Below are 13,572 nucleotides of genomic sequence, written 5' to 3'. Positions count from 1 at the left end.
CTTGAGCTTGGTTTTCGCAACTTCGGTACGTGTGGGACGAAAGAACGTTGAAGATTTTACCTAGCAGACGTTTTCCTGCTAGAGCCCTCTATCTTCAGTTTTCAAAGAACAACTTGTACAGGAAAATTATACCACGCGAACGAGTGTTTCGCTACGCAAAAAGGCGATTCATCTCCCACTTATTTTTGGGCGTTGCCCTGCACAAAATTTGAAGTGGGAGTCTTCTCGCCTAAAATGATAAAAAAGGGAGTTGGACATCGTGAAAATTTGTGATGCACCTTTACATGCGTTGACAGACAAAGCTTGGAAAGAAGCGGATCAACAGCTGTTGGCGAAAATGATTCAAGAGTTCATGTATGAAGAAATTATCATGCCAAAGCTGCTGAGTGAAACAGAGGGCATTCGATTGTATGAATGGACGGATAAAAAAGGGACGGTGTACTGCTTTCAAGCAAAGCCCCGCTTATTTGACAGCGTTTATGTTTTGCCCGAAAGCGTTCAAATAATAAGAGACGGGACAAACGATATACCGCTGTCTCTTGCTCTTTTGTTAGGCATACAGGAAGAGGGAACCATGACGAGTTCCACGGCAGGACATTTAGTAAAAGAGTATTTGCACACATTAGTGGCAGATACTCACTTAAAAGCAAAAACAACAACGTCCGATGAGTTGATTGAATTGGATTATGCGGAGTTGGAGGGCGAAATGACAGGACATCCGTGGATTACTTATAACAAAGGCCGGATTGGCTTTGGATATGATGACTATATTCAATATGCGCCCGAGCAAAAGAAAAAAGTGCAGTTGTCGTGGGTTGCCATCCATAAAAATATTGGGACATTTCATTCAGTAGAGGGGTTGGCTTATGAACGTGTGATAGAGCAAGAGCTTGATGGAAAAACACGCCAGCGTTTTGTGAAAAAGCTGGAGGACAGGGGAGTGCAAGTAAAGGATTATTACTTTATGCCGATCCATGCATGGCAATGGGACAATGTGGTTGTATCCATGTTCGCTGCTGAAATTGCTAACAACGAGCTGATTCCATTGGGAGAAGGGGAAGACGAGTATCTTCCGCAACAGTCCATTCGCACATTTGTGAATATGACGAATAAGGACAAATATCATGTTAAGCTGCCGATGAGCATTTTGAATACACTTGTGTACCGGGGCCTGCCGGGTGAGAGAACGGTGATTGCCCCTGAAGTAACAAAGTTTATGAAAAATATACTTGAAAACGATTCATTTTTAAAAGAAGAATGCCGTCTTGGTTTGCTGGGAGAAGTAGCGACGATGAATGTCGACCATCGTATATTTGCGAAATTGCAAGGTGCTCCTTATCAATATCTTGAAATGCTCGGTGTGGTTTGGAGGGAGAGTGTCTATAAGGAGCTGCGAGACGGCGAACATGCCATTACACTTGCGGCATTGCTTCATGTCGATCATGAAGGAACACCATTCGTCTCGAAGTTAATTGAAAAGTCAGGACTTACCGTTGAGCAGTGGGTCAAGGAGCTTGCAAAAGCAGTTTTACCTCCATTGCTTCATTACTTATATCAGTACGGTACGGTTTTTTCACCGCATGGCCAAAATACGGTGCTCGTGTTAAAAGGTTACACACCGGCACGGATCATCATGAAGGATTTTGTGGATGATGTGAATATTAGCGACCAGTCGCTTCCGGAGCTGGAGATATTGTCTCCTAAATTGAAAGAAGTATTGCGCAGCGAGCCGCCTGAAGGGTTGACACAGTTTATTTTTACCGGATTGTTTATTTGTCATTTCCGTTATGTAAGCAACATTTTACAAGAAAACGAACAATTTTCTGAACATCGTTTTTGGAGGATTGTCCGTGAGGAAATCCTTTCATATCAAGAAAGGTTTCCGCAATTACAAGAGCGATTCGAGCTGTTTGATTTGTTGCGCCCGACATTCACGAAGCTGGCGCTCAATCGAAATCGCATGTTCGATTATGGCTATGAAGACGGAGATGACCGTCCGCATGCGAGCGAGCATGGAAAAGTCATGAACGCCCTTCATACGGTAATAGCTCAAACGACAATGTGAGAGCGGTAGATATATAAATCCACATAAATCATGTGGCATGGACAAAAGCGGTCCATGCTACATGATTTACGCATAAGGCTTCGCCCATTTCCCTTACGGGCCCTTGCCGAAGCCTTATACGAGAACCCTTTGAGTCTATTATTAATTCACCAATGAAAAGGCCATATAAACCGCCATTCCCCACATGAACAAGGCGGATACTTTATTGAGAATATATAAAGTTTTCCCCGACTGGTCAAGCCGGCTTGTCATTTTTCCAGCAAAGGCCAGGCTTGCGAACCAACACCATGAAACCGTAATGCATGCGATAGTAAAGATGACTTTTTCCACCCCGCTGTACTGAAGAGAGCTTGTTCCGATCACTCCTACCGTATCCAAAATGGCATGTGGGTTCAGTAAGGAGACAGACATGGCGAACATGACTTGTTTTTTTGCAGAGAGCGGGGAAAAGTCATCGTGTTTGACAGGGCTTGGGATACTTTTCCATGATACCCATCCCATATACAGTAAAAAGGCAATCCCGAAAATGAGCAGCATCGTTTTCAGCCAGGCAAATTGCAGCACAATGACGGATACACCCGTAATCGCAAGCAAAATCAAAGCTGTGTCACACAAGGAAGCCGTTATGACAACGGGCAAGGCTTTGTAATAATGTTTTTGGAGGGCGCCTTGGTTGAACACGAAAACGTTTTGGACACCAAGAGGTAAAATAAGGCCTAACGCTAAGAGAAATCCATGGGTAATAGCAGCTATCATATTTTTCACTCCCGAATCAAATGACTTCATCGAAATTGTATTAAATTTAAGATGAAATGTCCTCAACCAATTGGTTTGTTTTTAACCCAACCAAGTTTTATAATAAAAACGATGAAAAGGACATGTTCTAGGAGGATGATATGTACACGGAGTGGAGACCAGATCGTACGGCCGAAAAACTTTTATACATACAGATTAAACAATACATTCAATCAAAAATTGAAAACGGCGAGTGGACGGTCGGGATGAAAATCCCAACACAGCGACAGCTTGCTGAAATGTTCCAGGTGAACCGAAGTACTGTCATTTCAGCCTTGGAAGAATTAATAGCTGACGGATTGATTGAAGGAAGGTCGGGGAAGGGGACAAGAGTTATTAATAACTCATGGTCGCTTTCTCAAATGGCAGCGACACAATGGCTGGAAAGCGGCCGTTATGGTTCGTACCTTGAATGGATAAGAAAAGAGTTGAGATCTAGAAGAAAAGCGGCTATCCAGGCACTTGATGCAAACTTTTCGGAAATCGCCGAGTGGACGATTCCTTCAGGAGGCTTTTACATTTGGGTACGAATCATTCCGTCTATTTCGATGCAAAAACTGTTTGAAACTGCCAAGCAGGAAGGGATCCTCATTAACCCGGGAAGTGTATACGATCCATTTTCAAACCAATTCATCAGACTTTCCTATTGGTATGCAAAAGAGGAAGAGTTGGAAGAGGGGATTTGCAAGCTCTCGAAAATAATTAAGAGATTGAAAAAGTAGGGAAGGAGACGCGCTGTAAAGGTACTTTATTGAAGTTATAAGGAAATCGATTTGGAATCTTAATTACCAATCATCATTATAAAAGGGTACTCATATAAGATAAAAGAGGATAGATTTAAGCAGAAGTTATCTGCTTAAACCTATCCTTTATTTAGCACCCTAAAAGAATTCGTCCTGTTTTATCTTGATCCATGCTTTAAAATATGTTATAAACATTTTCACACGTTTCGCCTGTTGGCTGATAAAAACAGTGAGCCTTGTAACGTCCTGCATGAGGTTGATTATACCACTGTGGAGGACAACTGCCTGGTGGTTTAAAATACCATAAACTAAATTTTGCAGGCCAGTATCTCTCTCCATTAATAACCCGACGGGCTAAACGTCTTTCGCTTTCTCTTGCCCTTTGGTAGAAATACCCCTTTATAGTGGCTTCAAATGCATGTGGTTGAAAAATCATTTGCGGAATGGTACGGATTCCCCTAAAATCGCTGCAATTCGCTCGGATCCGGTTAATACCTACATTCCCAACCATCAGCATGCCTTGTTTCCCTTCTCCTTCAGCTTCTGCCCTAAGCAATCTTGCCAAGAGGTTAATATCTGAATTTGTAGCTTTGACAACTGCCATGATTTCACCTCCAGTGTGTTTTTCCCTTTATAATATTGCTTTTTAGTTAGGGCGATGACTATTTAATTAAATGAAATTAATGTTGGGGAATTTTTTGATACTGCTCAAACACTTGTTTCACTTTCGGCACAACATAATGGCTGCCGCCACGGCCTTGCACATGGTCAATCATCATGGCTACCAAAAGGTTTGGATTGTGCGCATCGACCGCCACAAACCAGCCTTTTTCTTCGCCTGTTTGCCCTTGTGCTTGTTTCAGTTCAGAGGTGCCTGTTTTACCGGCAAGGCGCATTCCCGGGATTTTGGCATCATGAGCCGTTCCTTTCGGATCCTCGATGACTCCGATTAAACCGTCACGCACAACTTGGCCTGTCTGTGGTGTCATCACTTGTTTTTTCCAAATCTCTGCTTCCTTGTTTTCATCCTTTATTAATCTTGGAGCGATAATGTTTCCATCATTCACAATGGATGAGTAAACGAGTGCCAAGTGGAGAGGGCTCATTTGAATCTGTCCCTGTCCATAAGCCGAGTCGGCCAATGTGATGTCCGATTCGATTTTTCCGCTATTTGAGATTTTGGATTTGGCAAATGGATAGTCAAGAGGAAGAGTTTCCCCGAAACCAAATGCCTGAACGCCTTTTTCGAATTTATCAGCCCCAAGTTCAACCGCCATTTTGGCGAAATAAATATTATCGGATGTCACAAGAGCATCCCTTAAGTTCACGTTTGGCAAGCTTCCTACGCGATTCACGTAAAAGCCGCCCCAGCTGCTGTCTTTTTGCCATTTTCCAGTAATTTGGATCGAGGTTTGCGGTGTGACGACATGTTGATCTAAAATCAAAGCGGCTGTAATAAGCTTGAAGGTCGATCCAGGTGAAAAGGTTTTTGTAAAACGATTCAATAACGGCTGGTCTGGATTTTTTACCAATGATTGGTACGTATTTGAGTCGATTCCGAATGAAAAATCATTGGGGTTAAAAGATGGCGTGCTCACCAATCCAAGCACATCCCCTGTTTTGGGGTGAATGGCAGCCGCTGTGCCCACCTCATTTTTCAGCTGCTCATATAGGGCCATCTGTGTGTTGCTGTCAATTGTCAGCTGCACATCTTTTCCGTTCACTGCCTCTTTTTTCACCATTTCCTTCACTTTATTTCCATCTTTATCATAGATAGAAATGACAGCTCCATCGCGTGCTCTTAGCTCGGATTCATACAAATTTTCCAATCCGGCATGACCGATCATGGATTGTGCTGTGTAACCTTCATCTTTATACTTTTCCAATAATTCTCCTGTAATCGGTGCCACATACCCGACTAAATGGGCACCTGCTTCTTCACATGGATACACGCGTGCCGGAACTTCGCCTACTTTTACGCCGGGATATTGCAAGGCTGCTTTGATGGTTGCTTTATCCTTTAAACTGATCGTTTTCATCGATACAAGCAGCTCATCCTTTACCCACGAAGCGCCGAGTTTTTTCTCGATTGATTCAACGGAAATATTCAACAGTTTACTTAATTGTTGCTTTGTAGTGTCTGCCTGTTCACCAAGTTTTCCCGGTACAATACCGATTTGGGCAGCTGTGCCGTTTTGGGCAAGGAAACTGCTGTTGCGATCCAGGATTTCTCCGCGTTCCCCTTTGAGGATTTGGACCTTTATCTTTTCATCTCTTTTTAAATCCGGAAAAATCATGCCTGAGTTCCATTGGATATACCAGCTTTTTTCGTCTTTTTGTTTTTCGTTTATGAGTGTTACTTCTTTCGTAAAAGCAATGTTTCCTGCAATCGTATCCATATTCAAATCAAGTGAAAGAGGGAGCTTTCCGTCTTCTGCCTTCGGTTCTTTCTTTGGTTTAATCACGGATACTTTGAGATTTTTTGCTTCCACACCGTTATAAATGTTTTTATACCGAGAAACAAACTCTTCTTTGGAAATCTCTTTTTTGGATTCTGACGACAAATACTCATACATGCCCGCAAAATCTTGTTTATTCCATCGTTTCGCGTATTCATTGAAGCGTTCCTGTGCCTGCTCTTCATTGGAGCATGCTGACAGCACTGTCACAAGAAAGAGAGCGAACAACAACACCTTCCACACTTTTCTCATTTTTTGTTTCCCCTTTTATGATTGGTAGAATATTCCTTAGTCTCTCTCATTGTAAGAAAGGGGTGCATGAAATGCAATGTTTTTACAGTTTGGAAGAAAAGGAGAATGTATCTTTTATATAATGATGGCTTATACCCACACAGTTTGTCCTGTTCATTAATAAACTGTATTAGTAGCGAAAAGAATGAAAAAGGAGATAGCAGAATTGGCTACCTATACAGTTGATGTGTATGCTTTTTTTGTTAATGGTGCTGATTCCCGTACAAATATTGACAGAGTAAAACAAGATATTAGTAATGCTAATCGTGCATGGAAAGGTTGTATAAAATTCGTTTTAAAAGGTATATATTTTAGAAAAAGCAAACTAATAGTAAATGCTAGTTCAATTCCAGCTGATAAAGTTTTTAAGAATAGACAAATCGATCCTTTAATCAAGTCTGCCAGAAATGCTACTGGTAATAAAATTGGAATATATGTTCTTTATTTGAGCGGCGATTATTTGGCTGAAGGCAGGGCTAGAAAGGTTATAGGGGTCGGTGGAACAGAGCTGGTATCTTTTAAAAACAGCACGGATTATAAATTGTTTGGACGTGTTTTACTAACTGACAAGGCCGCTGGCCGTTATACATTAGCACACGAATTCGGACATGTTTTATTTAACCATTACAATGTAATGCGAAAGAAGTTTATTCATGATGACCCTTCTGGTCCGTATATTAATTCTCAAATAGGAAGAAGAGATCGTGCTCATAATAATGATCGGAAAAATTTAATGTTCCCTATATCCCCTTCTGTTACCCCAATCGTTACATCGCAGCAATGCCAAATAGCTAAGATGAGTAAAATAGTGAGAGTACAAAACGATGATATTGGCAATAATCATGATTTGAAAAACATTCATTTCTTTTAAAAGAATACTTCTATCCCTCTCTTTTAGCTGCAACAAAGGCAAAAAACAACATGGAAATTCAACAAAGCCTACTAATAAGTAAATGAGGGATGATTACAAAAAAACGGGATTCCTTAAGTAAGGAAACACCGTTTTTTGCCGTTATTTAATGACACGGGAAGCCGTTAAACCGTCCCTTGGAGGAAAATGAAAACGATGGGGAGCGTGAGGGGTTCCTGCGATGAAAAGACAAAAATTCAAATTTATTTTATAAATATATTGCTTTTTACAGCAAGCATATTTCTCCAGCACAAAAAAAGAGCAAATCAATTCTAGTTAAGAATGCCATTATCATATTATGGTAGTATAATAGGTGGTATTGGGAATTTATATAAATCCACATAAATAATTGGACTTATATATTTAAATATTAGAAGAGAAAGAGATGAAAGAGATGTACAATTCCATCCAAGAACCAGTTATCGGAGTGTTAGATTCTGGGGTAGGAGGATTAACAGTTGCAAGAGAAATTATGCATCAGTTGCCTAAAGAAAGCATTTACTATATTGGAGATAATCAGCGTTGTCCCTATGGGCCAAGAAAAAGAGAAGAAGTGAAGAAATTCACATATGAATTAGTGGAATTTCTTATGCAATTTCCTTTAAAAGCTATTGTTATTGCTTGTAATACAGCTTCTGCTGCAGCTTTAGACTCTTTACAGAAAGAACTTTCCATCCCCGTTATAGGGGTTATTCATCCCGGAGCAAGGGCTGCTATTAAAGTAACTAATCATCAAAAAGTAGGAGTTATTGGGACAATCGGAACCATACAATCTAATATGTATGCTCAAGCGTTACAAGAACTCCATCCTTATATAAAGGTATATAGTTTGGCATGTCCTACCTTAGCAACGGTTGTAGAACACCATTTGGATGATGAAATCTATGTAAAGCAGCAAGTAGAACAAGCTTTAAAACCATTTCATAATAAAGATATAGATACATTGATATTGGGGTGTACGCACTATCCTCATTTAGAAACCTATATTAGAGAAGTAATAGGAGAAAATGTATCGATTATTAGTTCTGCAGAGGAAACAGCGGTGGAATTAAGTGCTATCTTACAGCATCAGGGATCTTTATCTCAATTGATATCCCCGCCTTTTCATCGCTACTTCACTACTGGACCAATCAATACATTTGAACATATTGCAGAAAAATGGTTAGGTCATGCAATTTCTGCCGAGTATGTCAATCTAAAAGAAAATTATGATATCCTTAGATCTATTGGAATATGATCTGGATTTTTTACGCCTATTATAATTTTATATACGTTAGATAGTTATCTGATGCAACATGATGGTTATGGAAAAGGGAATACTCCTTCCTGATTCCCGATTAACTGATCCGGCTGTTATAGCCAAATATCGAGGATATGGCATAGATGTAAATGAAGATGGAAAAGCTGATCCAATGGACTTAGAAGATGCAATTTATTCGGCAGCAAATTATCTTGCTGCAAATGATGCAGCTGAAGGGAAAATACGGGATGCCGTGTTTGCATACAATCACGCGGATTGGTATGTGGAAGAAGTTCCCGGCTTTCTTATTGTGTACTACCGGGGACAGGTTAGTATAAGAAATGATAAGACACAGTAAATGCTGTGATACTTATGTCTGAAAGAGAGTACTTGTAAAGAAAAGAGGATGACTCAAAAGGTATAAAAAGCCATACCTTTTGAGTCATCCTCCTGAAAGGACCCGTCTTGAAAATCCAGCAAAATCAGAGGATTAGGTGGCCGATGCCTTTACCAGGTGTGCGATCATAACCATCTTTGGGCTGGTCGTATTTTACAGGTTTTTCAATGATTTCTACAGACGACATGTAGTACAAGTCTCCAATTTTCGTCATTCCTTGTGGATGATATGTATTTAGATACCCAACCCCTTTTTTGCCGAGAATCAGTATTATGTTAACTAGTAATGTATAGGGTATATAACCTTTTAATCAGAATCAAAATAGATATTATGTAATTTAAATTTTTGAAAGAAGATTATAAAATGGATTTTTTAATCGTAGTGGGTTCTTCTACGGGAATAATCTTTATCATTTTTATGTTAGCTTATGCAAGCGCAATTAGAAGCGTAAATCAAGAAACAAAAGATAAAGAGAGAGGAAATTAAGTAATTTCCTCTCAGACTGTCTTTCGACGGTTTTTCTTAATCATTATTATTGTTTAAACTATTTGCAATGATTATTCTATTTTTTCCCCCTTGTTTTGCTTTATACAAAGCTTGGTCAGTAACGTTTAATAAGTCTGAAAAATGATTTGCTGTTTTTGGTGAACTTCCTATTCCCATTGAAACCGTAATCGCCTTTCCTATAGGGCTAATGGTCGTTTCAGTCCTTTTTCTTATTCGCTCTGCAATGATTTGAGCAATTCCAATATCGGTCCCTGGAAGAACAATCAAAAATTCTTCTCCACCTATACGGAAACACAAATCACTTTCCCTAGTTTCTTTCTTAACTAATTTAGATAGATATTTTAATACTTCATCCCCCATTTGATGTCCGTATTGGTCGTTCACGGTTTTAAAATAGTCAATATCAAACAAGATAATGGAGTACATTTCCAAATCATTAATCGTCTTTTCTAAAGAACGACGATTATAGCAACCAGTTAATGGGTCAAGTTTTGATTCACTCTCAACATAAGTAAGTTTTTTCTGATAAAAATCAACGGCTACTAAAATAGCACGCTTTAATTCATTTAACTCAAAATACCAGTCTGGAATGCGAGGCGTCGGTACCGATGGATCTTGTGTAATTTGTTTTGCGTAGATGGCTAAATTTCTTATCGGATTCACAATTTTTTTCAATAATATAAGGGATAGTATATAAACAAAAATCATAAATGGAATAGCGATTAAACTTACTTGCTTTGCCATTTCAATAGTTGGTTCCATTACGGATTGTTTAGGTGTTTGGGCGATTATCCCCCACTTGCTTGTTGATGTAGAAGAAGCGTAACCAGCTAACATGGGTATCCCTTTTGTATTGATAACCTTTCGATTTCCGTTATTCCCTTTCATCACTTGCTGCACGACTTTGTTTTCTTTGGCGTTATCATTGATTCTATTAGTGTCGGGGTGATAAATAATGTTACCTTCAGAATCAACCACATATACATACGAATCATTTTCATGTTTTGGATGTTGACCAAGAACTTTCCTTAAGCTATTGTCCTCATGTAAATGTATGGTTCCAGCAAGAAACCCTAAATACGAACCATTACCATCAAATACTGGTACAGAAACAAGCAATATCATCTTCCCTGTCACACTTATGTAAGGCTCTGATATTAAAGGTACTTTTTGTTTTAAAGCTTGCTTTGCACCAATTCTATTCGCCTTTGTACCTTCTAAATTCATGTGTGGTGCTGTTGCAACGATATGTCCTGTTTGATTCACAAACCATATAGAATTAAAAAAAGTAGTGGATTGTAACAGATGCTCTAGTTCTTTATATATCGCTTTAGAATCTGTAGTTAAATATTCTTTATCTTGTGACTCCATCGTTAGAGTTTTAAACATATTTCTAAAAAGAGAATCCGTTGTGTTTGCCAGCTTTTGAGCATAATATTGATTCTCTATTAAATAATTCTTTTCAAGATTATTTTTACTTACTACTACACTAGAAATAACACTTCCAACGAAGGTGCCAACCATGGCAAAAGCTAATAATGACAAAACAAGAAATTGTATACTCAATCTAATAGGTTTCATAACTTTTCACCAATAAATAAAAAGTGCTATTCTATTCTGAATAGCCCAATAAAATATACCATGTGTTTTGTAAGCCTAACAATAACTAATAAATAACAATTGTAAACATTTGATGATTTTGTTTACTATTAAAAGTTATAATCATAGATTTGGTTCTTGTGCAAAAACTTTAAGATAATTACAGACACTAGTGTTGCATTAAAATAATTTCAGTTTTAAAAACACTCAAAATGTTCAATAATCTCGTTTTGCGCAAAGAAAAAGTCCTTTTAGCCGGTAGTTAAGGGCCGCCTTGTGGAAGCCAGCGCGTATCCGGCTTCGAAAAATTGAAGGAGAAACCATCCCTTAATGAGCAAATCGTCGTTGTCCCTTTTGTCAAATTGTAAATAAAAACCAAATGGATGAAGCCACCTTTGTTTGGGTATTCACTTTTTTGGCTCTTCATCGAAAGAATGATAAAATTGAAAATTCAAATAAAATTCACGCAACACTAGTGATAATATTTGTTTATATAATTATGGCTAAAGCCAAAAAAGAGCAAACCTTAAGATTTGCTCTCTTTCTATATTGAATTTATATCCTTTTTTATTCATATTAGTTTAGATTAGGAAGAGGTGGAGTAGATACAGTAGTCTGACTATTTAGTTTGATCATACCATTTCCCTCGTCTTTTTTAGAGTACCCTAATGAAACTGTCTTTTTGATAAGTTGAGCGTAAATCTCAGGCTCCGTTAACATACGGTCAAAGGCTTGTTCGTATTGTTCGATCAGGAGGGCTAATGCTCCTGAAACATGTGGAGTTGCCATAGATGTACCCGATAAAACGGCATATTGATCCATAAGATACGTAGATACAATTTTTTCACCTGGAGCCACCACATCCACTTGATTGTTAGAATCACTAAAATGAGAAAGACGCTCTTGTAAATTGACGGATCCAACTTCCACGACTTCCGGGTAGGCACCTGGATAACTATGCTCATCTGTGCGACTATCTGCATCTCCTTCATTACCTGCTGCGCAAACCACCAAGATATTCTGCTGGACAGCTTCTTTTACGGCATGATGTAAGGAAGGATCATCTTGCGGGCCTCCCAAAGACATGGAAATGATTCTAACTCTTTCCCCATTTGGCCCTTTCCACTTTATTGCGTATCGGATAGCTGAAGTAATGTCTTTGATATTTCCTTCCCCTGTCTCTGTTAAAACCTTTAGAATTAATAGCTTCGCCTTAGGAGCTGCTCCGACAACCCCTTGATTATTTTCGCGCGCAGCAATGGTTCCGCACACATGAGTCCCATGACCATTGTTATCTAAGAAATTATGAGGATCTCCATCGTAATCATTGGTGAAGTTGTATCCTCCGATGATTTGACCTTGTAAGTCAGGATGGTTGATTTGACATCCTGTATCAATCACCGCCACGACTACATTTTCCCCTTTAAACCCTTGCTGCCACTGACTAGGAGCTTGAATAAGCTCAACCCCTGATGGAATTTCATTGGTTTGGGCCTTAATGCTTTCTACTTGAAAGGGGATTAAACGAACCTTCGTAGAATCAGACTCACCTGTTTTTTGATTATAATTCATATGATTACACTCCTTAACAGAATGCGTCGCATTTCCCTGATCATCTGTGCACCAAGACTGAGATTGAAAAGCCAGGAATATTCCAATCCATTTTTGGGATTCCTCAAAATAAAGTAAGATTCCGCCATCTTGCCATATCCCATTATCTTTTTGCCATTTCCCTACGTTACCTTGATTCATGTGTATATCATGTATTCCATTTCCAGGTGAAAATTTAAAGTACTGATCCGATTTATTATCCTCTGGTCCCCATTTAGCACCAAAAGCGTAGATGATGGCTTTTTCGTTAATGGCTTTTTGAATATAATCATTAATTTTTTCGTTTAAATCGTTATCAGGTCCTGAATTATCTGCCGGCAGGGGAATCATTTTCTTAGGGTCAAATAGGTTTCCGCGTATATAATCGAGGGCTATATCTGGATTGTTATGATAGATTTCTGTAAAGCCAGATTGTAGTTGAGGTAATGTGATAATATCTTCTGAATGAAAATCTTCACTGACAAAATATAATACTTCAGAGGGGAAGGATTGTGACCTAATGTTAATAGCAATTCGATACTTCGTACCTTGTTCGTCTTCTACGAGTACCTGATAATGAGGACTATCCTTTTTACCTTGTATGGAATCAAGTACTCTTCCTTTTAATACACCATATTTATTTAAAGACATTGCTTGTACCCTCCTTAAGTGAATAACTTTTTTATCAAGAGAAAATGTAACTATAAGTGGTAAAGAAATGGTAAAAAACCTCTGCATCATGATGGAAATTTTATAGATAATAAAAATTCCAGAGGATGCATAGTAAGGTGATAGTAAGAATTTTATAAGTTATCTCAAGGAAACTTCTAGTACCTGATTTAAAAATCGGTAAATTGCATTTAAATGAGAAAGTTATTTTACCTTAGGGCATTTTCTTCATCTTTACTTTTTTGAAAAATAAAAGCGCCATGGTTAACATTTATCGTTTTAACATCATATAGTTTCTCCTTCCTTT

Annotated in this window: 11 protein-coding genes and 1 pseudogene; 5 read left to right on the top strand and 7 right to left on the bottom strand. The window is 38.7% G+C overall.

Translation table 11 applies throughout. The features are described from left to right. The first annotated feature begins 259 nt into the window (after positions 1-259). On the top strand, positions 260-2,065 hold the full coding sequence (locus ACFOU2_RS00735; RefSeq protein WP_377911312.1) for an IucA/IucC family protein: 1,806 nt from the start codon (positions 260-262) through the stop codon (positions 2,063-2,065). Between the two features lie 141 nt (positions 2,066-2,206). On the opposite strand, the gene ACFOU2_RS00730 is transcribed toward ACFOU2_RS00735, so the two are convergent. Then, positions 2,207-2,821 carry a LysE/ArgO family amino acid transporter gene (locus ACFOU2_RS00730; protein ID WP_377911310.1) on the bottom strand — a complete coding sequence of 205 codons (615 nt, stop codon included), beginning with the start codon at positions 2,819-2,821 and terminating at the stop codon, positions 2,207-2,209. 140 nt (positions 2,822-2,961) lie between these two features. Between ACFOU2_RS00730 and ACFOU2_RS00725 the strand changes: the two genes are divergently transcribed. Beyond that, entirely contained in the window at positions 2,962-3,582 is a 621-nt protein-coding gene (locus ACFOU2_RS00725; protein WP_377911308.1) for an aminotransferase class I/II-fold pyridoxal phosphate-dependent enzyme, read from the top strand. 196 nt (positions 3,583-3,778) lie between these two features. Here ACFOU2_RS00725 and ACFOU2_RS00720 read toward each other — a convergent pair whose 3' ends face one another. Next, positions 3,779-4,207 (bottom strand): cell wall hydrolase, encoded by a 429-nt coding sequence (locus ACFOU2_RS00720; RefSeq protein WP_377911306.1) that lies wholly within the window; start codon positions 4,205-4,207, stop codon positions 3,779-3,781. A gap of 76 nt (positions 4,208-4,283) precedes the next feature. Beyond that, positions 4,284-6,314, bottom strand: a complete 2,031-nt coding sequence (locus tag ACFOU2_RS00715) for a penicillin-binding transpeptidase domain-containing protein (RefSeq protein WP_377911304.1) — start codon at positions 6,312-6,314, stop codon at positions 4,284-4,286. 205 nt (positions 6,315-6,519) lie between these two features. Here ACFOU2_RS00715 and ACFOU2_RS00710 point away from each other — a divergent pair, with 205 nt between their 5' ends. The 3 genes from ACFOU2_RS00710 to ACFOU2_RS00700 all read left to right on the top strand — a co-directional run bounded on the left by ACFOU2_RS00710 (position 6,520) and on the right by ACFOU2_RS00700 (position 8,861). Further along, positions 6,520-7,224 carry an ImmA/IrrE family metallo-endopeptidase gene (locus tag ACFOU2_RS00710; RefSeq protein WP_377911302.1) on the top strand — a complete coding sequence of 235 codons (705 nt, stop codon included), beginning with the start codon at positions 6,520-6,522 and terminating at the stop codon, positions 7,222-7,224. Positions 7,225-7,648: 424 nt separating this feature from the next. Continuing rightward, the gene (gene racE / locus ACFOU2_RS00705) at positions 7,649-8,500 is read left to right on the top strand and encodes a glutamate racemase (protein ID WP_377911300.1); all 852 of its coding nucleotides are present in this window, start codon (positions 7,649-7,651) and stop codon (positions 8,498-8,500) included. Between the two features lie 67 nt (positions 8,501-8,567). After that, positions 8,568-8,861, top strand: a complete 294-nt coding sequence (locus tag ACFOU2_RS00700) for a lytic murein transglycosylase (protein WP_377911298.1) — start codon at positions 8,568-8,570, stop codon at positions 8,859-8,861. Between the two features lie 124 nt (positions 8,862-8,985). Here the strand turns inward: ACFOU2_RS00700 and ACFOU2_RS00695 are convergent, their stop codons facing one another. The 4 genes and pseudogenes from ACFOU2_RS00695 to ACFOU2_RS00680 form a co-directional block, all read right to left on the bottom strand. Further along, positions 8,986-9,165, bottom strand: a complete 180-nt coding sequence (locus ACFOU2_RS00695; protein WP_377911689.1) for a DUF6454 family protein — start codon at positions 9,163-9,165, stop codon at positions 8,986-8,988. A 257-nt stretch (positions 9,166-9,422) separates the two neighbouring features. Then, positions 9,423-10,988, bottom strand: a complete 1,566-nt coding sequence (locus ACFOU2_RS00690) for a sensor domain-containing diguanylate cyclase (protein ID WP_377911296.1) — start codon at positions 10,986-10,988, stop codon at positions 9,423-9,425. Positions 10,989-11,582: 594 nt separating this feature from the next. Beyond that, the gene (locus ACFOU2_RS00685) at positions 11,583-12,578 is read right to left on the bottom strand and encodes a S8 family peptidase (RefSeq protein ID WP_377911687.1); all 996 of its coding nucleotides are present in this window, start codon (positions 12,576-12,578) and stop codon (positions 11,583-11,585) included. 45 nt (positions 12,579-12,623) lie between these two features. Further along, positions 12,624-13,247: pseudogene (locus ACFOU2_RS00680) on the bottom strand (DUF2278 family protein); the annotation flags it as partial. Positions 13,248-13,572 lie beyond the last annotated feature (325 nt).

The sequence above is a fragment of the Bacillus songklensis genome (genome assembly GCF_042649685.1).
GTDB lineage: Bacteria > Bacillota > Bacilli > Bacillales > Bacillaceae_H > Bacillus_BA > Bacillus_BA songklensis.
This window is presented reverse-complemented; position numbering and strand designations above follow the sequence as displayed.

Excerpts from the sequence above, each read along its gene's own strand:
- ACFOU2_RS00700 (WP_377911298.1), top strand. The coding sequence starts at position 8,568 with ATGGAAAAGGGAATACTCCTTCCTGATTCCCGATTAACTGATCCGGCT.
- ACFOU2_RS00715 (WP_377911304.1), bottom strand. The coding sequence starts at position 6,314 with ATGAGAAAAGTGTGGAAGGTGTTGTTGTTCGCTCTCTTTCTTGTGACA.
- ACFOU2_RS00720 (WP_377911306.1), bottom strand. The coding sequence starts at position 4,207 with ATGGCAGTTGTCAAAGCTACAAATTCAGATATTAACCTCTTGGCAAGA.
- racE (WP_377911300.1), top strand. The coding sequence starts at position 7,649 with ATGAAAGAGATGTACAATTCCATCCAAGAACCAGTTATCGGAGTGTTA.
- ACFOU2_RS00690 (WP_377911296.1), bottom strand. The coding sequence starts at position 10,988 with ATGAAACCTATTAGATTGAGTATACAATTTCTTGTTTTGTCATTATTA.
- ACFOU2_RS00725 (WP_377911308.1), top strand. The coding sequence starts at position 2,962 with ATGTACACGGAGTGGAGACCAGATCGTACGGCCGAAAAACTTTTATAC.
- ACFOU2_RS00685 (WP_377911687.1), bottom strand. The coding sequence starts at position 12,578 with ATGAATTATAATCAAAAAACAGGTGAGTCTGATTCTACGAAGGTTCGT.
- ACFOU2_RS00730 (WP_377911310.1), bottom strand. The coding sequence starts at position 2,821 with ATGATAGCTGCTATTACCCATGGATTTCTCTTAGCGTTAGGCCTTATT.